At 61.0% G+C, this 24,656-nt stretch carries 29 protein-coding genes; 4 read left to right on the top strand and 25 right to left on the bottom strand.

The features are described 5' to 3' along the window. The first annotated feature begins 244 nt into the window (after positions 1–244). The 3 genes from ACZ0AJ_RS03120 to ACZ0AJ_RS03110 are packed head-to-tail and all read left to right on the top strand — an operon-like array spanning position 245 to position 2,020. Positions 245–421 (top strand): DUF3606 domain-containing protein, encoded by a 177-nt coding sequence (locus ACZ0AJ_RS03120; protein WP_258836295.1) that lies wholly within the window; start codon positions 245–247, stop codon positions 419–421. After that, positions 421–1,284: an oxidoreductase gene (locus ACZ0AJ_RS03115; RefSeq protein WP_499452704.1), complete on the top strand. Its 864-nt coding sequence runs from the start codon at positions 421–423 to the stop codon at positions 1,282–1,284. The genes ACZ0AJ_RS03120 and ACZ0AJ_RS03115 overlap by 1 nt, the downstream gene beginning before the upstream one ends. 49 nt (positions 1,285–1,333) lie before the next feature. Beyond that, positions 1,334–2,020 carry a dihydrofolate reductase family protein gene (locus ACZ0AJ_RS03110; protein ID WP_499452703.1) on the top strand — a complete coding sequence of 229 codons (687 nt, stop codon included), beginning with the start codon at positions 1,334–1,336 and terminating at the stop codon, positions 2,018–2,020. A gap of 32 nt (positions 2,021–2,052) precedes the next feature. Here ACZ0AJ_RS03110 and ACZ0AJ_RS03105 read toward each other — a convergent pair whose 3' ends face one another. Then, a complete protein-coding gene (locus tag ACZ0AJ_RS03105; protein ID WP_499452702.1) occupies positions 2,053–3,201 on the bottom strand; it encodes an acyltransferase family protein in 1,149 nt (382 codons plus the stop codon). 630 nt (positions 3,202–3,831) lie between these two features. Here ACZ0AJ_RS03105 and ACZ0AJ_RS03100 point away from each other — a divergent pair. Then, positions 3,832–4,206: a hypothetical protein gene (locus tag ACZ0AJ_RS03100; protein WP_499452700.1), complete on the top strand. Its 375-nt coding sequence runs from the start codon at positions 3,832–3,834 to the stop codon at positions 4,204–4,206. Positions 4,207–4,630: 424 nt separating this feature from the next. Here the strand turns inward: ACZ0AJ_RS03100 and ACZ0AJ_RS03095 are convergent, their stop codons facing one another. The 24 genes from ACZ0AJ_RS03095 to ACZ0AJ_RS02980 all read right to left on the bottom strand — a co-directional run bounded on the left by ACZ0AJ_RS03095 (position 4,631) and on the right by ACZ0AJ_RS02980 (position 24,648). After that, positions 4,631–5,008: a hypothetical protein gene (locus ACZ0AJ_RS03095; protein WP_499452696.1), complete on the bottom strand. Its 378-nt coding sequence runs from the start codon at positions 5,006–5,008 to the stop codon at positions 4,631–4,633. Continuing rightward, the gene (locus tag ACZ0AJ_RS03090) at positions 5,005–5,568 is read right to left on the bottom strand and encodes a lysozyme (protein WP_499452694.1); all 564 of its coding nucleotides are present in this window, start codon (positions 5,566–5,568) and stop codon (positions 5,005–5,007) included. Before ACZ0AJ_RS03090 ends, ACZ0AJ_RS03095 begins: the two co-directional genes overlap by 4 nt. Then, positions 5,561–5,773, bottom strand: a complete 213-nt coding sequence (locus ACZ0AJ_RS03085) for a DUF7940 domain-containing protein (RefSeq protein ID WP_499452692.1) — start codon at positions 5,771–5,773, stop codon at positions 5,561–5,563. Before ACZ0AJ_RS03085 ends, ACZ0AJ_RS03090 begins: the two co-directional genes overlap by 8 nt. Before the next feature lie 53 nt (positions 5,774–5,826). Continuing rightward, positions 5,827–6,105 (bottom strand): phage holin family protein, encoded by a 279-nt coding sequence (locus ACZ0AJ_RS03080; RefSeq protein ID WP_499452690.1) that lies wholly within the window; start codon positions 6,103–6,105, stop codon positions 5,827–5,829. Positions 6,106–6,191: 86 nt separating this feature from the next. Further along, positions 6,192–6,587 (bottom strand): hypothetical protein, encoded by a 396-nt coding sequence (locus ACZ0AJ_RS03075; RefSeq protein ID WP_499452689.1) that lies wholly within the window; start codon positions 6,585–6,587, stop codon positions 6,192–6,194. Next, a complete protein-coding gene (locus ACZ0AJ_RS03070; protein ID WP_499452688.1) occupies positions 6,584–7,759 on the bottom strand; it encodes a hypothetical protein in 1,176 nt (391 codons plus the stop codon). Before ACZ0AJ_RS03070 ends, ACZ0AJ_RS03075 begins: the two co-directional genes overlap by 4 nt. Further along, positions 7,759–8,694 carry a hypothetical protein gene (locus ACZ0AJ_RS03065; protein ID WP_499452687.1) on the bottom strand — a complete coding sequence of 312 codons (936 nt, stop codon included), beginning with the start codon at positions 8,692–8,694 and terminating at the stop codon, positions 7,759–7,761. The genes ACZ0AJ_RS03070 and ACZ0AJ_RS03065 overlap by 1 nt, the downstream gene beginning before the upstream one ends. Beyond that, positions 8,691–14,210, bottom strand: a complete 5,520-nt coding sequence (locus tag ACZ0AJ_RS03060; RefSeq protein ID WP_499452686.1) for a tape measure protein — start codon at positions 14,208–14,210, stop codon at positions 8,691–8,693. The genes ACZ0AJ_RS03065 and ACZ0AJ_RS03060 overlap by 4 nt, the downstream gene beginning before the upstream one ends. Positions 14,211–14,250: 40 nt before the next feature. Beyond that, positions 14,251–14,544, bottom strand: a complete 294-nt coding sequence (locus ACZ0AJ_RS03055; protein WP_499452685.1) for a DUF1799 domain-containing protein — start codon at positions 14,542–14,544, stop codon at positions 14,251–14,253. A gap of 17 nt (positions 14,545–14,561) precedes the next feature. Further along, the gene (locus ACZ0AJ_RS03050; protein ID WP_499452684.1) at positions 14,562–14,879 is read right to left on the bottom strand and encodes a phage tail assembly chaperone; all 318 of its coding nucleotides are present in this window, start codon (positions 14,877–14,879) and stop codon (positions 14,562–14,564) included. A gap of 106 nt (positions 14,880–14,985) precedes the next feature. Then, a complete protein-coding gene (locus ACZ0AJ_RS03045; protein ID WP_499452683.1) occupies positions 14,986–15,618 on the bottom strand; it encodes a phage tail tube protein in 633 nt (210 codons plus the stop codon). Between the two features lie 88 nt (positions 15,619–15,706). Next, positions 15,707–16,063 (bottom strand): DUF3168 domain-containing protein, encoded by a 357-nt coding sequence (locus tag ACZ0AJ_RS03040; RefSeq protein ID WP_499452682.1) that lies wholly within the window; start codon positions 16,061–16,063, stop codon positions 15,707–15,709. Then, positions 16,060–16,587, bottom strand: a complete 528-nt coding sequence (locus ACZ0AJ_RS03035; RefSeq protein WP_499452681.1) for an HK97 gp10 family phage protein — start codon at positions 16,585–16,587, stop codon at positions 16,060–16,062. Before ACZ0AJ_RS03035 ends, ACZ0AJ_RS03040 begins: the two co-directional genes overlap by 4 nt. Further along, positions 16,584–16,883 (bottom strand): phage head closure protein, encoded by a 300-nt coding sequence (locus tag ACZ0AJ_RS03030; RefSeq protein WP_499452680.1) that lies wholly within the window; start codon positions 16,881–16,883, stop codon positions 16,584–16,586. The genes ACZ0AJ_RS03035 and ACZ0AJ_RS03030 overlap by 4 nt, the downstream gene beginning before the upstream one ends. Continuing rightward, the gene (locus tag ACZ0AJ_RS03025) at positions 16,883–17,428 is read right to left on the bottom strand and encodes a head-tail connector protein (protein WP_499452679.1); all 546 of its coding nucleotides are present in this window, start codon (positions 17,426–17,428) and stop codon (positions 16,883–16,885) included. The genes ACZ0AJ_RS03030 and ACZ0AJ_RS03025 overlap by 1 nt, the downstream gene beginning before the upstream one ends. Continuing rightward, a complete protein-coding gene (locus ACZ0AJ_RS03020; RefSeq protein WP_499452678.1) occupies positions 17,425–17,577 on the bottom strand; it encodes a hypothetical protein in 153 nt (50 codons plus the stop codon). The genes ACZ0AJ_RS03025 and ACZ0AJ_RS03020 overlap by 4 nt, the downstream gene beginning before the upstream one ends. Continuing rightward, a complete protein-coding gene (locus tag ACZ0AJ_RS03015) occupies positions 17,577–18,329 on the bottom strand; it encodes a hypothetical protein (protein WP_499452677.1) in 753 nt (250 codons plus the stop codon). Before ACZ0AJ_RS03015 ends, ACZ0AJ_RS03020 begins: the two co-directional genes overlap by 1 nt. 103 nt (positions 18,330–18,432) lie before the next feature. Then, positions 18,433–19,599: an acyltransferase family protein gene (locus ACZ0AJ_RS03010; RefSeq protein WP_499452676.1), complete on the bottom strand. Its 1,167-nt coding sequence runs from the start codon at positions 19,597–19,599 to the stop codon at positions 18,433–18,435. Positions 19,600–19,677: 78 nt separating this feature from the next. Beyond that, positions 19,678–21,543 carry a hypothetical protein gene (locus ACZ0AJ_RS03005; RefSeq protein ID WP_499452675.1) on the bottom strand — a complete coding sequence of 622 codons (1,866 nt, stop codon included), beginning with the start codon at positions 21,541–21,543 and terminating at the stop codon, positions 19,678–19,680. Continuing rightward, complete coding sequence (locus tag ACZ0AJ_RS03000) at positions 21,543–21,980, bottom strand: hypothetical protein (RefSeq protein WP_499452674.1); 438 nt, start codon at positions 21,978–21,980, stop codon at positions 21,543–21,545. Before ACZ0AJ_RS03000 ends, ACZ0AJ_RS03005 begins: the two co-directional genes overlap by 1 nt. 27 nt (positions 21,981–22,007) lie before the next feature. Continuing rightward, entirely contained in the window at positions 22,008–22,274 is a 267-nt protein-coding gene (locus ACZ0AJ_RS02995; protein ID WP_499452673.1) for a hypothetical protein, read from the bottom strand. A 3-nt stretch (positions 22,275–22,277) separates the two neighbouring features. After that, positions 22,278–22,517 carry a hypothetical protein gene (locus ACZ0AJ_RS02990; RefSeq protein ID WP_499452672.1) on the bottom strand — a complete coding sequence of 80 codons (240 nt, stop codon included), beginning with the start codon at positions 22,515–22,517 and terminating at the stop codon, positions 22,278–22,280. 49 nt (positions 22,518–22,566) lie between these two features. Continuing rightward, on the bottom strand, positions 22,567–23,784 hold the full coding sequence (locus tag ACZ0AJ_RS02985) for a phage major capsid protein (protein WP_499452671.1): 1,218 nt from the start codon (positions 23,782–23,784) through the stop codon (positions 22,567–22,569). Positions 23,785–23,793: 9 nt separating this feature from the next. Beyond that, positions 23,794–24,648 (bottom strand): head maturation protease, ClpP-related, encoded by an 855-nt coding sequence (locus ACZ0AJ_RS02980; protein WP_499452670.1) that lies wholly within the window; start codon positions 24,646–24,648, stop codon positions 23,794–23,796. Between the last annotated feature and the right edge of the window lie 8 nt (positions 24,649–24,656).

Raw genomic sequence — 24,656 nt, 5'->3', positions numbered from 1 at the left:
CAATTTTTATTGCCGTCCATGCAGCTGCGAAGAGCTTCAGGCGAGGCATCGGGCAAAACGCGGCTACCACTGGCACACGGTGGACGAATTGCATAAAACAGTGGACGAACTGCATGCCGTGAAAACAACAGACAGGCAGCACTGCGTTATCAGGACGGCATGCATGTTGTTAAGCGGTTCGTGAAATCACGCACTGACTCGGTACGCCCTGGCCGCGCATCCTGCAGTTTTTGAGGAGATACCCATGTCAGATAATCTTTCGAACAAAGGCAACCCAGACCGCAACCTCATCAGTCTCACCGAGGCCCATGAAGTCCGCTATTGGACTGAAGCCCTGGGCATCAGTAAAGAAGAGCTGGAGCGCGTGGTTGGCCAGGTGGGCAACAGTGCGGCGAAGGTGCGCGAGCATTTGAACAAGTGATGCAGGGCTTTTCCGAGCAGGACAACACGCCGGTCTGGTTCATCACCGGCTGTTCCACCGGCCTGGGCCGGGCTCTGGCTGAACTGATCGTTCAGCGCGGTTGGCGCGTGGTCGTCACCGCGCGCGACAAGAGCGCCATTGCAGACATCGAACGCAGCGCACCGGAGCGCGTGCTCGCACTGTCTCTGGATGTCACGCGTTCTGCAGACATCGATGCTGCCGTTGCCGCAACACGCGAACAATTCGGACGCATTGACGTTCTGGTCAACAACGCCGGCTACGGCTACCAGAGCACTGTCGAAGAAGGTGAAGAAGCTGAAATTCGTGCGCAGTTCGACACGAACGTTTTCGGCCTGTTCGCCATGACGCGCGCGGTACTTCCCCTGATGCGCGAGCAGCGCAAGGGCAACATCCTCAATATCACCTCGGTCGCTGGTCTCATCGGCTATCCGGGGTCTGGCTACTATGCCGCATCCAAGCATGCGGTCGAGGGATGGTCGGACGCGCTGCGCGCCGAAGTGCTACCGCTGGGGATTGGCGTCACCTGCGTCGAGCCTGGCCCGTTTCGCACGGATTGGGCGGGCCGCTCCTTGCGTCAGACGACGAGCAGGATTACCGATTATGCCGATACGGCGGCAAAGCGCCTGGCCGGGACGAAAGAAACCAGCGGCACACAAGCCGGTGACCCGGTCAAGGCCGCGCAGGCCATGGTCACGATTGCGAATGGCGCCGACGCGCCACGGCATCTCGTGCTCGGCGCCTGGGGCTTCAATGCCGTTGTTGAACGCCTGGAGGAACGTGTTCACGGCATCTCGATGCAACGCGATCTGAGTTTGTCTGCCGACTTTGATGACGAGGCATGACCCTTTTAATTGACGAGCAATTTGCTGCTGTCTCGTTCTGGAGAATTTGATGAAACCCTATGTTATTTGCCACATGATGTCGTCCATCGACGGCCACGCGCTGACCGATGGCTGGGATCGGCCCTTCAAGAAAGCCGCAGGCGATCTGTATGAAAAGTTGGCCGCGACGTTTGACTTCGATGGCTGGATTTGCGGCCGCACGACCATGGAAGAAATCGCGCATGGCGAAGGTTATCCAGAAGGATTGGCGAAAGAGCCGATCCCACGTACGCCCTATTTCGCCAAGCGTGATGCAGAGACCTACGCCATTGCCATTGATGGTCATGGCAAGGTTGCATGGAAGAGCAATGAGGCACTCGGCTCCCACGTTGTTGCGGTTCTGACGGAAGCCGTGTCGGACGACTATCTGGCCTATCTGCAGTCCATCGAAGTGTCGTATTTCTTCGCAGGCAAAACCCATATCGATCTGGCGCAGGTCGTGCAGACCTTGGCCGATGAGCTGGGCACGAAGCGACTGATCGTCGAAGGCGGCCCGCACGTCAGCGGCTCCTTCGTCAATGCTGGCCTGGTCGATGAAGTCAGCGTGCTGATATTGCCGCTGGTCGATGGGCGTGGCCATCATCCTGCGTCGTTTGAAATTGCCGAAGAGACCTGGAAGCAGCCGAGTTACCTGAAACTCGAATCGGCAGAGGTTCAGGACGGTGGCGGCGTGTGGCTGCGTTACAAGCGGTCGTGATGCGTCTGTAGACCATCAGGGCCGGCCAGGAATCATGTGCGCTTCTTGCGAAGTTTCTTGCCCAGAGCGATTCCTGGCTTCTCGACGTAGTGGTATGCCATGCCAGACAGCGCCAGCGTGACCAGCGCCAGCACCGCAACAACCATCCAGTACATTGGCACGGACATGCCAGCCGCGACATCTTTGCCGACAACAAAATTGATCGCCGCAAACAGCACGATACCGTGGATTAAATAGATGCCGTAGGCGAGTTCGCCGAGCCTGTGAGACGTCGGTAACGAGAGCATGCCGAACATATCGGCACCGCCGGCAATCACACAAAAGGCAGCGATCAGCGCGATACACGGCGCAATCTTCAGCAGATTGTCGAATTGAAGGGCTGCAGCAAAGCAAAGCAGCACCAATACCGATGCGATCTTTTTTTCACAGAATCGCGTAAATCTCGGATCACGCACCAGATATGCAGCCAGGATACCGCCTACAAATACAGCTGCAAATCGAATATTTAATCCGATCTGCCAACCGATGATCAGCGCTGCGATCGAGACAAGCAACATGAGCCAACCTGGACGTTGTCCCACGGCCAGCGAAATCAAGGGCAGCGCCAAATAGAAACACCACTCGTAGCGGAGCGACCACGTCACGCCAGCGATGATGAGCCAGGAATCGGTGTGGCCGTTGAGTGGGGCTGCAGTAGGAATGGTGAATAATAACCACTTGGCGACGGCGAGGAAAATCGCCTGCAAGCTTTCGACGACGCGCCAGTCTGACAGATAGGCAACAGTTAAAAATACAAATACCAGGACCACATAATAAAGCGGCGCAATACGGAAAAAACGGCCGATGAAAAATGCTTTCCAGTCAAACCTGCGCTCTCGCGCATTCAGTAGTTTGTCATAGAATAAAAAACTCGTAATCATGAAAAACATGAGCACGCTGGCCTGGCCAAGAGGTCCGTATAGATTTGGCCGAGGCACATCCCATTTTCCGGTGTGGACCAATACGAACCACATGCACGCATGGTGCAACATCACGAAGAGTGCGAGGTAGCCCCGCAAACCATTGATTGTGCCAAACCGCATCGGCGGAGAACTCTTGCCTTCGAATACGAACGTGATTTTGACCGCCAAGAATGCCAACAGCGTCAAAGCTACCGCGAAGACAGGATTAGAAATATTCATATGATTAACAAAGTTGGCTACTTTGCAATTATATATGGTGGCGTGATGCGAGGGTCTGCCTCGACCTGCCCCCCAGCTTGCGCGAACCTCCAGCCGGCGCAGACCCTCGGTTGACCGCTTTTTGTCGGGATTACCACCATCTCGGCACAGCCTCGCGCGAAGGTATACCGGAAAACGCGGACGGGTTGTGCATAGCCGGGGTCAGGTCTGACATTCGGACACAAGCTCTGCCTTAACGGCAAATATGCCGCACTACAGTTCAGGCCGTGTCCGTTTGTCAGACCTGACCCCGGCTTCTGCCCAGTGGTTCGTGTTGGTAGAAATAGGGTAGGCGGAATTGAAAAAGCCCCTTCACAGGGGCTTTTCAGTATTTTTGGCGGAGAGAGGGGGATTCGAACCCCCGGTAGGCTATGAAGCTAACTAGGGAATTCCAAATTCTTCTTTCAAACCAAAAGCTTACGCAAGGCCGGCTGTACTACGGAGTCGCCTGCCGTAGCCATGCAAGCCCTTGTTTCTATTCATTTCAGCAAGTTTGAATAGTACAGCCTCGGCTGCTGCTGGACCACCAGCGTAAGCGCGTCGGTAGCGCCGCTTCGGCGCAGTAAAATAGCCGTCTAATCGGAGGGGACTATGGGCAACGAAATTTACGATGACCTGGACGAACTGGCGGCAGCGCCGCGGGTCGACATTCCGGCGGCCGACCTGGTGCTACTGGAGCGGGCGGCGCGCGCGATCGGCGCCGAGCGCGTTGAGGTGGTTGATGGCGAGGGCTACGTCAACCTGCACTTCGCCGACGGATCGGTCGTGCATAGCTGGAATCCGCTCGTCTTCAGCGGCGATGCGCTCGACTTACTCGTTAGGCTCCGACTTCAGGTCTACGTACAGGAGCAGGCCACGCTGGTGATGAATGCCGATCAGGAATGGGCAAGCGAGCAGCACAGGGACGACGCCGGCGCCGCCACTCGGCGAGCCATCACCCGCGCCGCGGGCGAGGCCGAGCACTAGCGCCCTACTTCGGCCAGGCCTGAACTGTCTTCGCGCAGTGCGTCGACGCGTCAATGCACACTGGCTAATTTTGCTCAGGCGATAAAAGCGAGCACATAGCCTGACATAATCAGCCTATGGAACAACGAACCGACCGCCTCACCGCCGCATACGTTGACCTGGCCGTCAACATCGCCATCTCGTTCGGGCTAGACGCCGGCCTGCGCGTTCTGCGAGATCAGAAGACGCCGCCGGCAGTGGTGCAGCGGGTGCTGGTGGAGGGTGGGCCGCGCCGTGGCTTTACTTGGGCCAGGCCTGAACCGTCTTCGCGTGGCGCGCCGCGCACGTAGCGTACTGGCCGAGCAATTCGTTCATCCATTCCTGCCACGCGTCGTAGTCGGGCGCGGCCGGACGCTTGACCACCGGACACGGCGCGGCCAACGCGCTATCGAGGGATGCTTTTGTTGGCGGCTTCGATTGCGGCGTCGAGGTTGCGCACGCGGTCAGCATCAGGCACACAACCAGCAGGCAGAGGTTTCGCATTGCGCAGCTCCTTGGTGAGCGCCGACATTCGCGGCGCCAGAGTGGATTGAATGGCGGCAAACTCGGTGGCAGCCGTGGTGATGCGCGCGGCGTCGACCTGCAGCGTGGTCAGCGCCAGCTCAGACTGGCTGCGCATGGTTTCTGCGTGCGCGCGCTGTAGCTCGGCGATCTCGGCGTCGTGCCGCCAGCCGTTCGTGAACCAGCCGGCGGCGCCGGCCAGCGCCATCGCCAGCAGCAGGCCCAGGCCGGCCACCAGCGCGCGGTACTGGGCCGGGATCATGGCAGCCCCTTCACGCACAACTCGCGCTCGGCCTGGCGCCGGCGCGTGAGGCCGCGCACTTCCTCGTAGACCCACTGCATCACGACCTTGCCGCGGGCATCCTTGAGCGGCTTCCCGTCGGGGCCTTTAACTGGCCGCAGAACCTTGACCTTGTTCCAGGCCAGCAGTGCGTTGCACGCGCCGACCATGTCGCCAGCGTTCGTGCGCCGCGCCATGCTCGAGCCGCAGAAGCCGCCCACACCGATGTTGTAGGCGATATCGACGAAGGCCACCTTCTGGCCATCGGTCAGGCGCGCGAGCGGGATGCACATGGCGATGCCGGCGGCGTGCCGCTCGAGGTCGCGGTCGAGCTGGGCGCGGCACTGCGCGGGCGTGTACGTCTTGCCCCAGGCCGCGTTCTCGGTGGCGCCGGTGCAGTATGTGAGCACGCCGGCCATGTCCCGGTAGGTGGTGTACTTGGTGCCCTCAAACGGCGGCGTGAAGGTGAACAGCGCGGTCGCAGCCACGGCGCCGACCAGCGCGACCAGACCGCGCCGCTGGGTGGGTGCGCCCTTAACCATTGCCGGTCACCGACGGTTGCGCCACCACGCGCGCGAGCGCTGCGCCGAGCGAGGTCAAGCCGGCGGCCACCACCAGGATCGGCGCGGTGCCGCTGGCGTACAGGTGCATGCCGGCCTCGATGGCCGATGCAATGGCGGCCAGCAGCGCGAAGCGTACCGACCAGAGTTTCGGGAATTGCGCGCGTGCGTCGTCAATGAATTTCACGATCTGTCCTTTGGGTTGCGCGCCGGCGGCGCCGACGCTGGGTGTGCTGTGTGTTACGGTTTCGTCAGCGAGCCCAGCGGGCCCAGCGGTGCCAGCAGCTGGGCCTGCAACTGCTGCAGGCGAACTTCCCGTTCGCGCCGGTCCAGTTCGGCCAGCAGGTGCTCGCGGGTGTTGCGCTGGTGCGTGTACCAGGCGTTCAGCACGAACGTGAGAAGCGCCGTGGCGATGCCGACGATCACCCCAAACTCAGTCAGGGTGAGAGAGGTGGCGACTGTTACTGCGGCGCCGGCGTAGCTGCCGACTTCTGGCGGGGTGACCTTGCTGATGCTCATTGCTGCCTTTCGATGGGACGAAAAAAAACCCACCGAGGCGGGCTGTGTCTTGCGGTTTGTGACCGGGCCTGTGTGGGCCGCGAGGATTACAGCCGTGCAGCGGTGATGAACAGTTCGTCAAGCGCGACTTCATCCAGCCCGAGGATGCCTGCCATCGCAACGACGAACGGCGATTGCCGCTCCCATGCCGGGCGGTAGTCCCACGCGTTCTGAATTCGCCATTTGGCGTCGGGGTCTTCGATGGCATCGATCGCGGGCTGAACGTTGCCGAACAAGCCGACGTTATAAAGCGCTTCGCGGCCCTGCCCGCATGTGATGACTTGCGGAACGGGGGCAGGTGCTGGATTAAACTTCTCTCCGTCCCAAACCTCCTCTCCGTTGCTTGGTGGCTTAAGGACTTCGATTGCACCTACTGGAGGCTGAGCACCGACGAACGCGCCCAGATAGGCGCCTTTTAAGTCCACGTAATATTTCGTCTTCATGCGAATGCCTCCAAGAAGAAGCGCCATTTTTCTGATTGAAATTGTTGAAACGGGTTACCGCCCCCGTTATTGGCAAAATATACATAGATATTTGCACCATCTGCCTGCACGATCGAACCGTAGAGCGTTGAAGTGGTACCGCCGGATGAGAATCCCATGTTAGCCACTGCAATATCGCCCACTTGTGCCGCACGACCTCCAATATCTTGACCAGCAATGCAACGCAGATATCCTTGAATAATTTTTGGCCTCACCCCCAAGCCGTGAGCAATTGTTGCGCTACTGCCGGCGGTAATAATTAGGTCCGGCGAAACGAACTCTTTGGCAATCACGCCGCCAACGACAGGGCCGCCGCTCACGCGCTGGTAATGCGTGACGACGGCGCCGTTACTGTCACCACGGACCAGCGCGCAATCGCCCGCAGCGGTGACGATATTCGCGCCACTCGGCAGCGAAAGGCCGGAGCTGTTGATGAGCGTCAGCGCGCCGTCGAAGATCACCGAGCGCTCGGCGCCCAATGCCAGCGTGAATGCGCTGATCGTCGTCGTACCCGTGATGTGCACCAGGTTGCCCGTCGCAGCGGTCAGGTTGGTAGTCGCAGCAGATGCGATGTTCGCTGCGCGCAGCTCGTTCACCACGCCGGTCAGGCCGGCCGCGCCCGACAGCGACACCGTCCAGGCGGCGAACGTGCCGCTGCCGCTGATGTTCGTGACGTTGACCGTCATTTCACCAGTGGCCGAGTTGAACGCGGTGATCGGACCCGACATCCAGTTGTCGCCGGTGGGCGCCGAGATGGTGATCGTGTTGCTGCGGCCGAACAGCTTGCCGGTCTGCGCCAGCGTGAATGTCTTCGTGCCGAGGCCGATTGCCATGCTGGTGGTCGACGTGGCGTTCGTGCCCGGGGCACTGGCGGCCGTCGCTGCATCCCGTGCGGCATTGGTCGCATTCGTTGCCGCGCTGGCTGCAGAAGCCTCGACGGCCTGAGCGCTCTGCTGCGCTTCCAAGGCGTTGTTGCGGACGTTCGCGGCCACGGCCGCAATCTCGCCATTGAACTTGTCCGCCATGTGCGTACCGAATTCGTAGGCCTTCGAATTGTAGGTGCCGGCCGCGCGGTCGGCCAGCGCGGGGAATGACGGAATGTCCGTCAACGTTGGTACTGGAGCAATTGCCATCAGATGTTTCCCTCTACTTTCAATTTAATAGACGTCTTCCCGGCCGAGTCGGCGCGCATGCTGGCCGTCACGAACCCCACCGTGTTGAGGTAGCCATAGCGCGGCAGTCCGCTCGCTTCGAACGGCACGGCCACGTCGGTAATCTCATCCAGGATCGAGTCGGCATACATCGCCTGCTCAGGATCGATCGCGATCTCGCACGACACATTCCGGCTGCGCGCACGCCGAACGATCTTGTACGTGCCGTCCTGGTTGTACTGGCGCAGGGTGTAACTCTTGCGGTCCGATTCCGCGCCGTACTGCGTGCCACCCCAGGAGCCGTTGCCGATGAACTGGCGCCAGTCGCCCAGCTTGATCGTGCCGATCGCCACGCGCTTGCCCGGCGCCGAGGTGAATGTGATCGTCACCTCGGCCGCCGGTGCGAGCGGGATCCCGTCGAAGGACAGCTGCGTCGTCAGCAGCAGATCCGAGAAAAGCAGCTCGTAGAACCCTGCGGCCTGGCTGTACAGATCGCCTGACCATGCGCTGACGACCGTACCGCCCGGCGCGTTCTTCACCACGATGCTGTAGGTCGCGGCCTCGATGCCGTAAATTGACAGGCCATTCAGGAACCCCGCTTGGATCACATAGGTGAGCGACCCGGTCGAGGCGACCTTCGTGTTTGAATAGTCATCGAACGGCCCCATGCGATTCGTCGGCCCCTCGCGGTACCAGAAGCCAGGATCGGTGTCAGGCGTCGCGGTGCGGCCGGTGTGAGCCACGCTACAGGCCCACACCGACCCGCTATAGTTGCGCAGGTTGCCAGTCGTATAGTTCGCGCCCGACACCCAGGCCACCTCCCCTTTCGCTGTATCCGTCTCCGGCACCGAAGTGCCGGTCTTGATCATGCTGGGCGTGATGTTGATCGGGACCATCACTCGAGCGCTTGCCGTCATGCCATTTTCTCCACTCGCATCATATTTCCACCGTCGGTAACGTTTTCGAACTGGTCGGCCAGTTGCCCGGTATTCGACGCGGTACCCTCGGTTGCATCTGCCGTCCTTCCGGCCGCAGCCTCCAGGCGCTCGACCTGTTGGCGCAGCAAGCGAATTTCCTCTACTAGTGCGGAACCGCCCTCGCCCGGGCTCGCCAAGCGGCGCATCAGCTCGCGGTTGTCAGCCGCTGGGATGATGCGCTCGCCCTGGTGGATCTGCGCCGGCATGTCGACGGGCACATAGTTCGTGCCGACGGCAAAGCCGCGCAACTTGTACTCCTGGCTGCTCTTTGCCGACTTGATGAAGTCCGCGATCTCCGAAGCGTCCATCGTCCCGCCGTACGCTTTGGCGAAGAAGTCCAGACCGGCAGCATCCGGAGCCCGTCCGAGAACGTCCAGATACAGCTTGTTCAGGTTGGCCTCGGTGGAGTTGGCGATGCCGCCGACGATATCCGCCACCGGCGTGCCGCCAGCGGCTGCCTCCTTCCAGTACTCCATGCCAGCTGCATCCGGCGCGCGGCCGAGGTGCGTCTTGTAGGCGTCGCTGATTGCGGCGCCGGCCGAGACAACCGGGTTCGCGTTGGCGGCCTGCATCGCGCCGCGCAGCGTGAGCAGGACCTGTTCGATCGACAGCCCCGTAGTGCTGATCCCTTTCAGGACGTCGATCTGCTCCTGCTCGCGCTCGAGCATCTGGTCGAACTGCTTGGCCTGGTCCTGAATCTCCTTTAGGCTGCGCTCCTCGACTGACAGCGCGTCGTCGGTCAGTCCAGCCAGATCCTCGATACCGACCCGCGTGGCGTAGAAGTCGCGAAGATAATCCTGCTGCGTCGCAAACTGACCAACCGAATCCCTGCCGACAACCGAGAGCGCGCTCTTCAGGCTTTCGGCATCCGGCAGCACCCCGCTCGCTTTGGCAATCGCCAGCGCAGCTTGAATCTGTGCTTGTGCGCCCTGGCGATCCTCTGCCTCGCGACCCGACACCGACATGCCGTCCAGCGAGCCGCGCAACGCCTGCGAAAGTGACTGGATCTTGGCGATCGACTTGGTGCGCACGTCGATCTCGCCCTGCAGCGCTTCCTTCTGGCGGCTGACCACCTTCTGCAGCACGCCGAACGCGCTGTCCACCCCGCCCAGCAGATTCGCCGCGGCGTCCTTTGCGGCTTGCGTAGCATTCGTTTGCGCCTTGATCGCCTGCACTTGGTCGAACAGCGCACGGTTGCTCTCGTCGAGCGCGGCGCGCTGTTTGCCCAGCAGCTGGGTTGCTGACATCGTCAGTTGATCAAGCTCGCCTTGCAGTTGCCCACGCTCTTGCAAGATGCTGGAAGCCAGGGTGTCCGCCGCTTCAGCAGCTGTGTCGCTGGCTTCCTTCAGGTAATCCGACACCAGCTTGTACTGCGGGCCCAGCGCCAGGAGTTCGGCGTACCGCTGCGCACCGCCTTCAGTGGCCAACGCGCCAGCTTTCACCAGGCCCTGCGCCGCCTCCTTGAATTGCTCGCTGGTGGTGATGCCAGCGAATCCCAGGCTTGCCAGCTTCTGGTTCAGCGGGCCCTGTGCGTTGGCGACCCGCTCGGCCTGCGACAGGAAGTTGTCGTTGAAGAAGGTGGTTTTCTCCGCCAGCGCTTCGATGCCGCCGGCCAGTGCCACCAGGCGCTCGCGCGCCTCGATCGAATCCTTGCCAACAGCACCGAAGGCCGCCAGCGAAGTGGAGCCCATCACCACCAGGATCTGGTCGACCGCGCTGAAGTTCACCGCCAGGCGCTGGAGCGTGGCCGAGGCCTGCTCGCCCTGCACCTGGAACTTGCCAATTTCCGGCAGCAATTCAGCCGCCACCGTGTTCGCCACGCCGACGAAGAACTCGGCGATCGCGGCCTGGTTGGCTGCTTCGTCCTTGCCGAGCGCGATCTTGATGGCCTGCGAACGACTGGCGATGCTGGCCGCGTTGAGGCCGAGCACGTCAGCGAAGTCAGCCGAAGATGCCTTGATCGCGTCGTACGCAGACGTCAGGCCAGCCGAGACTTCGGCGCCGACCGGGTTCTTGTCGAAGCCATCCTTGTCGCTGCGGAACCATCCACCCTTTTTTACCCAGGCGGCATCCATCGTTCCCGAAAACCCGCCGACGTCCAGCGAGCCGTTGAGAGTTTGGTCGCCGGTGTATTCCTTCGGGCCGCGGCCAAAGGCCTTCTTGCCGATGGTATAGACAGCTAGAGCACCAGCCACCCAAGGCGCAGCGGCAGCGAGTCCGGACAGGCCGGTCGCGATCCCGCTGGCGACATTCGTCCCGACGACGGACGCGATGCCGTTGCCGATGTTCATGCCCAGCGCCGACGTCAGTCCGGACCCAATGCCTGCGCCATTCAGGCCGCCGGCCAGGCTACCGAGGAAACCGGTACCGAGGCCGCCGGCAAGGGTGGCGCCGCCACTGACCATGCCGTACAGGTTCGACACGCCGCTGGCCGCACTCGCAAAGCCGCCTGCCGCGCTGGACGCCCCGGCCGCGCCGCCGCCCAAGCCCAAGGTGTTCGTCAGGCTGGCAGCCAGTGGATTCACCGTCGCAGAAATGATCGGGCGCAGCACCAGGGTGCCAAACATGTTCTTCAGCGTATCGACCAGGTTCTGGCCGAAGTCCTTGCCCGACTCGAAACCGCGCAGCAGCGCATCGGTGAGGGACTGCTCGATCGATTCCGATGCACGCTTCCATTCTTCCGCAGCTTTCTTCGCGGCGTCGACCTGCTCCATCGCAGCGACAGCAGCAGCGCTACGCTGCTTCAGGTCGATCAGCTTTTCCAGATTCTCGATCTCGTCGAGCGTCAGGCCCAGCGTCGCACGTTGCGCGAGCTGCTCCTGCAGGCGCGCCACTTCCAGCGCCTCGATCGCGGACTTAGCCATGCCGTACGTGCTGGCCAGTTCTTCATTACGCACGGCCTCTGCCTCGGCATCCTGGGCGCGCTTGGCGTAGACGCTGCTCGTCGCCTCCAGGCCTTTGGAGTAGCTGTCCTGGAAATCGCTGACCTCTTTCAAGGCGCGCAGGCGCTCTTCCTCAGCCTGTTTTGCGAACGGCTGCTGGGCGATGTATGCCTCAACAGTAGCGCGATAGGCTTCGAGCGACTGCTTGCCGGCGCTATAACCAGCTGACAGTTTGAGGAGGTTGTCCTGATAGTCTGGATCGACGCCTGCGCTCTTGCCGTTGATTCGGTCAACCAGGTCGGCATATTCCTTGGCGGCTGCTGCTTGGCTTTTGAGCGCCTTGGCAGAAGCCGGATCCGCGAACTTTGCGCGTACCAGCTTCTCCATTTCGGGCGGGATCGCGCCGAATTCCTTCTTCAGCTTGTCAAGTTCAGCCGCCAACCGCTGTGCCGAAGAGCCATTCTGCGCGTACCAGTCGTCCAGGCGCGCCGTGCGAGTACGCAATGCAGCCGTGGCCACTTCGCCCTGGAGCGATTTCACGCGAGACATGGCGCCCTCGTACTTGCCCGAAAGCTCCACCTCCTCGAGTTGGAGCATCATGCGCGCCCTGGCATCGGTGCCGGCGGCGGCCTGGGCCGCTTTGTTTGCGTCGAGCGCTGCCTTGGCGCGTGCCAGCCCGTCCTTGTCGACCTCGCTGATGCCATCCAGCGCTTTGATGCGCGGCTCCGTAGCAGCGAGTGCGTTGCGCTCGCGGAGCTTGGCGATCTGCTCGTCAAGGCGGACGATCATTTCGCCCGTCGATTCCTCGGTAGACTGGACAACCTTGTTGTTTGCTTCCTCAGCCTTGCTCGCCCAGACACCGTAGACAGTTGCGGCCACGCCGAGCGCTGCCACCACGAGGCCGATTGGCCCGCCAACCAGTGCCATGGTCGCACCGAGGGCGCGCCCTGCAACGGACGCCGCCCCTGATGCTGCCGTTTGAGCTGTGAGCGCTGCTGACAGCGTTGCTGATGTTGCAGCCAACCGCGCTTCGGCCGGAATAAGCCCGTTCGTGGTAATGGCTAAGGCCACATTGCCCTCTGCCGCGAGAACTGCCGCGCGCAATTCCGCGACTCGCGCTGCTGCCAAGCCATTGGCAGTGGCTGCGGCTGCAACATCGGCGCGCGCTGCGGCCAAGTTTGACGCCAAACGGGCATTATTGGCGACGACACCTGCGTAAGCAGCGGAAGCAGCTGACGTCAGCGAAGAAGCCAGCTTTACGGCGGCGACCGTTGCCATCGCACCGCCTACCAGCACAAGGTTATCAGCAAGCAGTTTGATGCCGCCAGAGAATGCAGCGACAACACCGCTCGACTGCGCAGTGGCGCCGACCATCTCCATCACGTTATTCTTGAGGACGGTAACCGCGCCGCCGATCGTCTCGACCGAACGCGCTTCGTTACGGAGCGTGCCAAGCGCGCGTGGCAGCGCGTCGGCCAGCACTGCAGTCGTCAACTGCCCCTGCTCCGCCATCGCACGCAGCGCGCCAACGGGTACGCCAATGCCATCGGCCAGCGCCTGCATCAGGCGCGGCGAAGCTTCGTTGACCGAATTAAATTCATCGCCGCGCAACACGCCGGACGCAAATGCTTGGGACAACTGCAGGATCGCCGACGACGCCTCTGCAGTCGATGCTCCCGAGACTTTCAGTGCCAGGCTCACCGATTCGGTGATGCTGGCCACCTGGGCCTGAGCGATGCCCAGGTCGCGCGTGCTCTTCGTGATGCTCGCGTACAGGGAAGCAGTCGCGGACAGGTCCGATTGCGCAGACGTGGCGATGCTGCGCACGGAGTTCTGAGCATTCGTAAACTCGCTCTGGCCGGTCGTGGCCAGCTTAAGCTGGGCCAAGTATTTGCCGTACTGGTCCGAGAGCTGGGCAACAGCGGCGATGCCGCCGCCAAATGCGACGCTGGCGAGTGCGGCGCCGAACCCGCTGATCGAACTGCCAGCATTCCCGGCAGCCTCTTCCGCCGCCTGAAGCTGCTCGATCAGTGGGCGTGCATCGTCTGCGACACCCAGCTGCTCGGCGCGCAGGGCGGCCAGCTGCGACGCGGTTTTACCGATCCCATCAGCCTGCGAGCGCAGCCCGTCCAAGAAGCTGTTGCCGGCGTCGAGCTGACGCTGCGCCGCAGCCGCCTGAGCGGTTTTCCGGGTGACGGCGTCGAGCTGGTCAAGGTACGGCCGGAGCGCGGTCATATTCAGGCCGCGCGAATTGGCCAGGCTCGCGTAGAAATCTGCCCCGCTCTTCGCGCCAGCATCTGCCGCCGCGGTTGCGCGCTGGATGGATGCAGCCATGGTCCGCGTCGCGCGGTCGACCTTGCCGGCTGCCGCGCCGGCGCCGTCGCCTACTGCACGCATACCGGACGAGCCGCTCAGGTCATCCAGCGACTTACCTGTCCGCTTGGCGGTGGCAGCCAGGTTGTCGAGATTCTTGCCGGTTCGCGCGGTCGATGCATCAATACGTCGCCCGCCCTCTTCCACGCCAGTGGCATCGGTGGTGACCTTGATAATTGCTTCGTTGGTGATCGTGCTCATTCGCCGCCCATAAAAAAGCCGCCCGGCGGCGGCACTGCATTCAATCCGAGCTTCGCATTGCCGTGAGCGCTGCGTCTTCCATCACCTGGAGATCCTCGTCCAGCTGGTTGTATTCCTCGACCGTCAGCCCCATCCGGTCCATCCGGTTGTAGGCGACGAGGAAATTCAACCCGATCGGGCCGCCCATCGGAGCGAAATTCCACTGCTTGCGCAGCCCGGAAAACGTGTTGTAGGCCCGCATGTTGTCGGGCCAGATTTCGACAGACGTTGTCACCTCATCCCGAGTCATGCCCGCGGTCGCTAGTTCAGCGTCGGTGGGCACGGCCTCGTACATGGCGGTGGCAACGTCCCTTAGTTTTTTGCGCGGGCGCCGGTCAGTTCGGCCAGGTACACGTCGAGCACGGCGCGGGCCGAGCCCATATAGCGCTGCACGAGCTTCTCGACAGCGTCCTTGCCGAACGGCTCGTCCAGATCCCAGCCGCTAGCGATATCCATCAGCGCATCGACGTCTTCGGAGCCAGCCAGGGTTTCCATGAATTCTTTGAAGTCGTCGCGCGTGCGGTGCTTGAAGATAAATTCGACGTCAGCCGACTTGCCGCCCGGGACTGGGATCGACACGGTTGCTTTGAAGGTAGCGGCGACTGCCAGAGTGAGTTTTGCTTTTGCCATGATGATTTTTCTTTCAGAAGGGGTAAAAAAAGACCCTGCAAGGAGCTACCTTGCAGGGTTGGGAAAAGGCCAGCGCCGACCATTCAGCGCCAGCTGGCAACACAGATCAGTAGCGGACGACCTTGTTCTGCAGCGAGAAGACGGACTTCACCGCCATCACACTGCCCTTGGCCAGGCTCGGCGACTCGTTGAACGAGCAGTAGCCGGCGTACAGCAGGACGCCGCCGCCCGGGAGCGTGCCGCGCAGGCAGGTCAACGCGACGCCATCCGAGATTTTCTTCAGGGCGGCGTGATGCGGCAGCGACTTGTCGTCGGCGGTCGTCAGCGTGACGGTGGTTGCAGTGAAGCCGTCGGGGAGCATGACCGGCATGTCGCTGTCCAGCAGCGGCACTTCGACGTTTTTGCCATCGCCGCCGGCGATATCGGCGCTGACCACACCGGTGACAGGAGTCCAGGTGGTGATCTTGCGCACGGTACCGACGCCGGCGCCGGCAGGGAACAGCGAGGTATCGCTCGTGTCCAGGCCTTCCAGCGTAAACGACGTGCCGGACGCAGCCTTCAGGCGGAACACGCGGCCGTTGGCCTTGCTCCAGCCGCCGGTGTATTCGACGAAGTCGCCGGTGGCGAAAGTGTTGGTGGCGGTGGCCACAGCCTCGGTGGCGTTGGTGATCGCGGTGATGCTGACGGCAGCGGCGAATGCGGACGCTACAGCGAACGCGATGTTATTTGGCAATTGCATATCGGCCTTTCAGGGGTAAAGCCCGGAAGCCGGGCATAAAAAACCGCCCGGCTTTCGCGAGGCGGCTTGTGGGTAAAGGTGGAACAGGTCAGCAGAACAGCATGAAGTCCTGCATGGTCCCGCGGGAATCGGTTTCTTCGTCGTAGGTAGACGTCCGGCCGGATACAACTTCGACCTGCAGTTCGGTCGCGGAGCGCAACGCGTCTTCGACCAGCTTGGCGAGCTCAGACACTTCGGCGCGCTCGCTTGCGCCGGCCCAGCAATTCACCTGAATGCGCACGTGCTGCTTGGCCGGGCGATCGCCAGACAGGAAGTTCATCGGCTCCCCGCCGACCACTTGGTATGTGATGTATGGAGTATCCGTAGACAGCGGTGCCACGTCGGGATAAAGTCGTCCGTCGGCCAGGTGGGCCAGCACGACTTCAATATGGTCTTCTGGGGTCACTTTGCATTCCTTGCGATCTGCTCCGCCAGCGTCTGCGTCATGACGTCGATGGCTTCCCGTTTTTTGCTGTCGTAGGCGGGCCGCATGAACGGATATGCTCGGGTTCTCTTGTTTCCGAACTCCAGATCAGCCACTCGCTGAGCAGCTTCCCGGTGGGCCTTCCAGCCAATCGTCCTACCCGTCTTTTTGCTCACCTTTTTGTTCTTGGGCACGAACTTGTGACCCTTCTCGACAAAGCGCCAGTAAAAGGCGCCAGGGCTGGCGGCAGTGCCGTTGCGCACGGTGACCATGTACGCCTGACGTCGATCCCCATCGGAATCCTCTTCCAGACGCTTGACGATGATGTTGTCGAACAGGATGCCGGTCTTCTTGTTGGCCAGCGAATTCTGCTTTGCCTGATCGCGAAAAACCTCGGCGCCCGCAAAACCCACCGTCCGAAGCGTCGATTCGCCGAGCGCTTCAGTGATGGTTCGCCTTGCAGCTGTCATCGCAGTCTCGAAAGCTGAGGTGTCGAAGTCGATCATGTGACAGCCTTGCACACCAGGAACATGAAGCGGGAGTCGCGCGCATCCGGCAGCGCCGACTCGACGTCGTAGGCCATCCCCTTGAAGAGCACGCGCGCCGCAGTGGTGATGTCGGCGAGGGCGCGGATCCGGATCGAGCACTTGACGATGGAAACCTCAGCGCCGGCGCGCACCACCTCGGCGCCGCTCGGGAAGAGCACGTGCGCCCAGACCGTGGCAATGGGTTCGAAGACCTGGGGCGCCCGCAGCTTGCCGGTGTCCGGACCAGGGCGCTGCAGGGTGATCCGATCGTTCATCACAGGTACACTCGCGCACGATCGAGCAGGCCGCCCAGAAACTCACTCTTCGGCGTGCCGGCCGGCGCGAAGTGCTCGGCGACCTTGCCCAGGATGTAGCCCTTGATCTCGTCCGGCACGGTGCTGTCGTCGACGCCGTAGCCGCACGAATACTGCACCTCGACTGCGCTGATGCGCGCCTGCGTCGCCGGCCAGCCGCGGCCCGGCGCCGGGACGATGTAGCCCGGCTCGCTTTCGTTGTCGACCAGGTAGTCGTCCGGATGCAGGATCTGGCGCACACCGTTGACATCGTAAAACTTGATGTGCTCGACAGCTAGGATCGGCGGGTGCTCGAGCCGGAATGCTGGCGGGAATTTGTCGAGCGTTAGCCGAAAGGTCTGCGCCACCAGCGCGCGGCCTGTCTCGTGCTCGGCGTCGCGCGTGTGCTGGCCGATAAGCTGGCGCAGCTCGACGTCGGCCTCGGTCCCGTCCAGCCGTGCCGACAAGCGCGCAGCTTCCAGCGACACGGCCAGCGCCACGGGCGGGGTAATCAGTCGCAGGCTCATCGGGTCGTTCCTTGTGTTGCCGGTGGCCGGCCGGCGCCGTGCGGCGCGCCAGGTGCTGCCGGCGCGCGCGCGTATTCGACCGCGGCCTCTTCCTGCTGCTTCAGCAGCTCGGTGTTCGGCACGCTCGGCAGTTGCGATGCATCGATCATCAGTTGTCCACCCTGTTAAATTGAATGGTCCGGTAGAAGCGCTCGCTGTTTGCACAGTCGATGCGCAGGTCGCAGTAGTTCACGCCAGCCGGCAAGGTGTCCATGCCGCCCAGCTTCACCAGAATCAGCGGGCCCTGAATCACAGCCGCCACCAGCACACTCACCCCCACCGGCTGCGCCAGCACCGCACTGGCGGTGGTGTTGCTGTCGGCCAAGTCGTTGCTGATGTCGGCCACGAAGTAGCTTTCGTCGTCCGCATCCTTGTTGAGCGACCACGATCCGACCTGCTGCTTGAACCAGATCGTGCGGTCGAACCGCTCGCCATTCGCGCACGTGACGCGAAACGTGCAGAAGTTGGCCGCGCCGGTGGCGGCATTGAAGCCGCCCAGCTTCACCGGGATCAGCTTGCCCTGGATGACGGGCTGCTGGAGCACCGTCACACCGGCGGCGATCGCCTCGACGGACACAGCAGTGGTCTTGCGCTCGTCCAGGTCGACCGTGATGTTCGCCACCCAGTAGCGTTCGTCGAGCGGGTGCTTCTCGCTCCACCACCGCCCTGCTTCCAAGTTTGGCGCGTTAGGCGTCGCCGCGCCCGGCACAGTGCCAAATTTCACCACGCGAGTACCTCCCGGGAATGCAACCCGGCGGGATTCCGCCACTATTGATCCGAGAATAACGTTCTGCACCGGAGAGGCGGCAACAGCCGCTTGCTCGGCAAATCCGTATTCGCCGAAGGCAAAAGTTCCGAACATAGATCTCCTTTACGCCGGAACCGGCTTTTCTCATATGACCGTATGGGGCCGTGCCGGGCTTCCGGTAGACGTAAAAAAACCCGCTCGGAGCGGGTTTCATTTGTTAGTTCAAAAATCTCACTCGTAGTGTCATGTAGTGATCATGCACCTTATCAATTAGATACTTGGTCCACTTCTGTAGGAGTGGCTCTGTACGCGTCGCGATTGCCCATGTGGTGACAAGCATCACAATGCTAACGGCTGCAAGTGCGACCCATCGATCCACGCCCTTTACAACCATCCAGCCCATAATCGCGCCACCTACTATTTGATGGAGTAAATATAACGGATAGGTCATCATTCCCGCGATCTGAACAGCTTTAATCACTCCAGATGGAAGCGTATGAAACCATGCATTTGCACGTACGGAAACAAAGATCGCTGCTACAGACGCTAGCCAGATAACGCATGGAATTAGCGGGGAGTAACCGACCTTAAACTCATGGCTCGAAATGTTAGATTCAGCAATAATTTGCAAGCACCCTGATATGCAGAACAGGATGATCCAAAAAATGTTTTTCAAATCATGCTTTTTTATTAGCTGCGACCAAAGAAAAACACCAAGCGCGAAAAACATCCCGTGATTTATCAGTAGCAACTTCGGCAACCTATCTTCCAGTCCCCACTTCAAGTAGGGAGCAAATGAGTAGATTTCTTCGGTTCCCGCAACGGCATGCACGATCCAAAAAGCCGAGCTGACTAAGCCGATTACTATTGCCAATATCTTAATATGACCGAATTCAAAGAATTTGATAAGAAAGAGCACGGCTGCGTAGAACGAAATTTCAATTCCGAGGGTCCAGTAGGAGCCATCAATCCAAGGCGCCCAGGGTAAGAATGCCATGCTGTGCCTGAACGCACGATACATATCCTCATGTTCCCGAAACCCAACGAGCATTGTCGCCACCAGAGTAATTGGGGCGCAAATCCACACAGCTGGACCAAGTCGAACAATCCGACTCCGCAGGAAAGAAAATGCACCGGCCTTTTCACCTGAAAATGCGATCACAAATCCTGAGATGACGAAGAAAATCTGAACCCCCACCCAGCCAAAGTTGGTGACACTGTAAAGCTCAGGGAACTTCACAATCCCTCTACTCGCACTCCCAACCAAACCGCCAGGGTTGATGCCCATCAAAAAACAATAGTGGAAAGCGACCACCAAACATGCTGCAAAGAACCGCAGAATATCCAGTCCAAGAATGTGCTTAACGTTGATTGCAGGTCGCAATTTAATTCTCCTGATAGTTTTTTGATAATATCATGAATTTCCATCGAGAACTATATCTAGTTGCCGCTATTGTCGCAGTCACATTGGGACCGGCATCTCCCAAATCACCGAAGTGTTCGGCTGGGCTTCATTGTTGGGCAAAAGGCGCAGCTTGTTGTCCAGCCGGAGCGCAGCTTGGTCTATATACGCGCCGCTGTACGCGCCCACCGGGTGCGTGATCGCGTACTTCTTCCACGTCGCACCAGAATCAGTGGTCGTGAAAAGGTAAAGCTGGTTCGCCGTGCCAAGAGTGGCTGGTACGTTGTCGTCCGTGGTTGCGGCGGTAACAATGACCTTCCCGTTGTGGTACGCAACGTGGGGCGTGCCGGCATCCTGCACACCGTTGTGCGCTAACAGTCGAGTGCGCACCCACTTGTTGGTGGTGGTGTTGTATTTCGCTACCCACAGGCTTCGGAAGGCTTCATCCGGGTGCTGCCAGCTTGCGACCAGCAGCGGCTGGCCGTCAGCGCCGATCGCGATGCGCGCCACGCTCGCATTGTGGTTGTAGTTGTTGTTCGGGAACGCGATGTCGCTGTCGTCCGTACCGCTGACCAGGGGAAGATTCAGCGCCTTGCCGCGCATAGTCGTAAAGGTCGCCCCGCCGTCCGTTGACTTGATCAGATTGATGTTCTGGCGCGGGTAACCCGACATCTCGAACGGCCCATTGCCTTGCAGGAATTCCGTCGTGACGTACAGCGTATCGACGCTCGAAAACGCAATCTCCATGCCGTAAGAGCCAAGGTACGATGCCGCATTACCAGCGAGGAAGTCAGCGCCCTTGCGTTCGAACGTGGCGCCGTTCCACTTGTAGATGCCGGCCAGGTAGCCATTGCCGCGCGCGCCCATCCACATACTGCCGTCGAACTGGTTGCGGAAGAAGCGGCGGTACGAGCAATTCACGTCCAGGCCGGTCGGCGCAGTTGTTGTAGCCAATGCCGAAATGTCCTCGGTAGGCGATGCCACACCCCTCCATGAAGTGTGGTGCGCCTCGCCATAAGCGATGACCCTGCCGTCATCAGTCACGCACACGCTGCCGTCCCGGTGCCCGATGGTCGTATCGTGCGTGCCGGTGGTCAGCTGAACGTCCTGCATCATCTCGTACGTGTTTTTGTTCAGCTTGGCCAGGCGCGATTGCTGCACGCCGCCGACGGTCACAGGGGCGACGACATAGACCGCATTGGTGGTAGTCCAGATCGGCGTGTACAGCGACAGCAGCGAGATCACCTTGCTGCCTGAGTACGGCGTGTTGAAGCTCGTTGGCGACAGATTGCCGGCAGGCGAGATGCTCGCTTCGACCAGCACAGGGGTCGGGACCAGCTCGAATCCGCGGATGCGCATCGTGCCGCCCACGGTGTCCTGCTGGCGGCCCACCTTAAAGTGCGAAATACGTCCGGCATCTTCGCGGGTGAACGAAAACGGTAGTTGGGACCGCTCGACAATACCAGCCGCTTGAGGCGGGACGAGGTTGATCACCTTGTTCGCATATACAGGGTTCGACGATGCAGTCCACGGCTCGTAGGCTCCATAGAACTTCACGGATGCGGGCGACGGCAGATTCGGAGCGCCGGCCAGCGACCACAGCATGTAGACGTCGTACTTCTGCCCCACGACCGCAGTATCTGCCGTGAAATGGATTTGTCCCTGCGCGTTCGGGAAGGCGTATGCGGCCGCCCCGTCGACGTCCGTGGCGGTATACGGCGAACCGGTGCTGACTGCCATTTTGGATGGCGCGATGATGATCGTCGGGTTCACTGGGACCGGAACGGGATTAGCGCCGTCGATTCCCTGCAGCGCGCCGGCCGTCTTCGCGAACAGACCAGTCACCGCCGCATACACGCCGCCTTTCTTGATGAACGTGCCGACCGGACTGACGTACCCGCCGCCCTTCTTAACTTTGATGCCCATTACGACACCTGGATGTAGATCGTGCCGTTCGGCCGGCCGTCAGAATTGCTCGGCGCGGCGGTGGACAAAACAAAGCCAGGAACAGCGCCAGCGATATCGGTCTCGAAAGCCGGCAGCTTGGCTGCGAATGACGCTGGCATCGAATTGAAGACCGTCAGGGTTGCGCCGGTAAACGTCGCAGCCGCAGTGCCGCCCGCCGAGCTGGACAAGACCGACGTGCGGGTCAGCACCGTCGCGCTGGTGATCGTGAACAACGACGTTTCTTTATTGCCGGCACCGTCTTCAATCATGAACGGCACACCCGTGTCGCCGATCGCGAGCGCGCTATCAGCTATGGCCTGCGCCAGCGTACGGAATCCCGCCACTGCCGCGCTCAGAGTAATCGTTGCGGCGCTCGTGCCGGTAGCGGTGAATTTCAAGCGGTCAGCAAATTTCATGGGGCGCGGTCTTTCGTGGGAGATCGATTACAGCTCGATGGTTTTCATTTGCCCGCGTCGCTCGTACATCACTTTGGTGATTCCGAGTTCGCGGAGCATGTCCAGTGCGCGCGCATGCGTCGCGCGGTCGATCTTGCCGACGGCGCCGTGCACATACACGGTGCTGCTTGTCAGGTGGTCGACCGTGATGATTCCGAGGTACGGCCGACGCGCCTCATATCCGCCCGGACTGTCGTAGACGCGGATGGTGGAGACGGTCGTGACCATGTGCAGGTGGGTCATGGCGGTCAGCATGGGTTATTTCGCGACGCGGCCGCGCCTGGCAACCGGTGGCTCGTCGACAATCACCGGCTCGTTGATGACCTCCGGTGCCTCGCCAGCAGCCATTGCCGACTCAGCGACATCGGCTTGCTCAGGCCCGGCCGGCTGGGCCAGCCCTGCTGCGATCAGTTCTTTCCCGTGCTGCTCGGTGGTTTCGAATTCGGTCTGCGCCACGCCATTGACCAGCAATGGACGCTCGGATTTCATCTTGATCATGCAAATCTCCAGGCGGAGCCCCCAGGCATGAGAGGCTCCGCGCAACGGTTTAAGCAGGTACCGGCAGGGTGCCGTAGATGAATGCCTCAGGGCGGTAGACCGCCAGGGCAGCGCGCTCTTCGCAGCGGATCGAGATCATGTTCTTCTCGAAGTCGTCTGCGTTTTCGGTCGAGATGACCACGTTCGCGTCTTCACGGCTGAACAGCTGCGCACCCTGCGCGAAAGCGCCGGTCAAGAACTTGCCCAAGAACGCCGGGATCTCGGTCGGCACAACCGGCAGATTCCACAGGCGAGGGTCAGTGGTTCCCTGTGGGTTGCCGATGATGTAGCGGCCGAGCGTGTCTTTCGCCATCTCGATCTTGGCCCAGTCGGTGAAGTGCAGGACATGGCCGGTGGCGGGGATGCGTGCCAGTTGCGATTGGAGCATTGCCCAGCGCAGCGCATCGATGGTTGTGGCGCCAGCCGGGATGCCGGTAGCGCTGTAGGCGGTTGCTTGCGGCACGATACCCAGCAGGTGAACGCCGGTGCCGTCGCCGAACAGGATTTCCATTTCCTTGGCGTATTTCAGGCCAAAGCGCATTTCCAGGTCGACCAGGCTCTGCAACTGCTTGAAGTCGTCGAGGATCTGCTTCGATGCCTTGAACATATGGGCGATCGTGCTCACCGCGGTCATCTTGGTTGCGAACGCGATATCGCTGTACGGCTTTGCGGTGTTTTCCGCAACGACGCGAGCAGCGTTCGTGAAGCCGGTTTGCTGCACCCAGAAAATGGCCGGAGCATCAGTGCGCCCGGGCGAGATCAGGTCTTCGATGAACAGGCGTTGCTTGGCCTTGACGTCGACACCTGGGAGGCGCTGCGGCTCAACAACGCCGCCGGCGACGCCAGACGAGATCAGGGCCGCGTTGACCGGGAAGCTTTCGCGCAGGCGCTCATTGCTCGAGACCTTGGCGGCGAAGGCCTTCAGGCCGGCGTGCGCGATCACCTGGGCGCCGGCCGACATCGCAGCGGCGCGTTCATTGGCAGTGCCGGTGCTCGCGACAATATGCTGCTCGACTTCACCGAGCTGGGCTTTGAGCGCGGTGGTGGCCGTGTTCAGAGTGTTGAATTCGCTGGCGATCTTGTCGATCGATGCCTTGGTTTCCTGGCTCATATCGCCGGCGGCCTTGGCTTCCTTGATGGCCTGGTCGGCCTTGGCCGAAAATTCACTCGATGCTTTTTCCATCGAGGCGGTGACTTGCTTGAGCAGGTCAGTGACGTTCATATCCATGGTATTTCCTTATCGTTTTGCTGCGGATTCAAAGCGGGCGAGGACGCCCAGGAGTGCTGCAGTTGATGCGGCCACTTCGGCCGGGTCGGCAGCGCTCGGCGTGCCCTCATGGGTAGCGCTTGGCGTACCCTTGATCTCAGAAATCAGGCGGCGGCGCTCGGATCGAGGCATATTCGCCTTTGCCAGTGCGGTATCAAGCGCCCGCGCGGCTGTAGTGTTGTCGCCCTGCTTTTCGGTGATCTGATCCGCCGCCAGCAAGGAATCGGCAAAACCTTGCGCCACTGCATCACTGCCGGCGATGAATGTTTCGGCGTCCATCAGCTTGGCAACGGCCTTAGCATCGAGGCCGGTACGCGCCGAATAGACATCGGCCATGGCTCGGTCGAATGGCTCAATGGTGTCGGCCGCCGCACGCAATTCTGTCTTGTTTCCGACTGCGGCAACCCAGCAGTTGTGGATCATCAGGAATGCCGATCGGCCAATCTGAATCTTGTCGCCGGCCATGGCGATGATCGAAGCGGCAGAGGCCGCTACACCGATGACATTCACAGTCACTTCGCCCTGGTGTTCGCGCAGCAGGTTGTAGATCGCCAGCCCTTCGAACATATCGCCGCCTGGCGAATTGATGTTGACCGTGACGTCGGCGCCTGCCATGCCGCGAAGCGCCGCACCGATGCGCTTCGCCGTTACGCCATCGCCAGTCCATGCGTCATAGCCGATCGGGTCAAAAATGCTGATCGACTGCGTGTCGCCTGCGGCTGCCTGAATAGCAGGATTCCAGCGAACAAGCGCGGCTTGCGGCAGATCGAACGAAATACCAGCGCGCGATTGAGCCGCCGGCAGGAGCGGCAAATTACGTTTCATATTGGTGT

This window comes from Telluria sp. AC161 (assembly GCF_979258535.1).
This window is presented reverse-complemented; position numbering and strand designations above follow the sequence as displayed.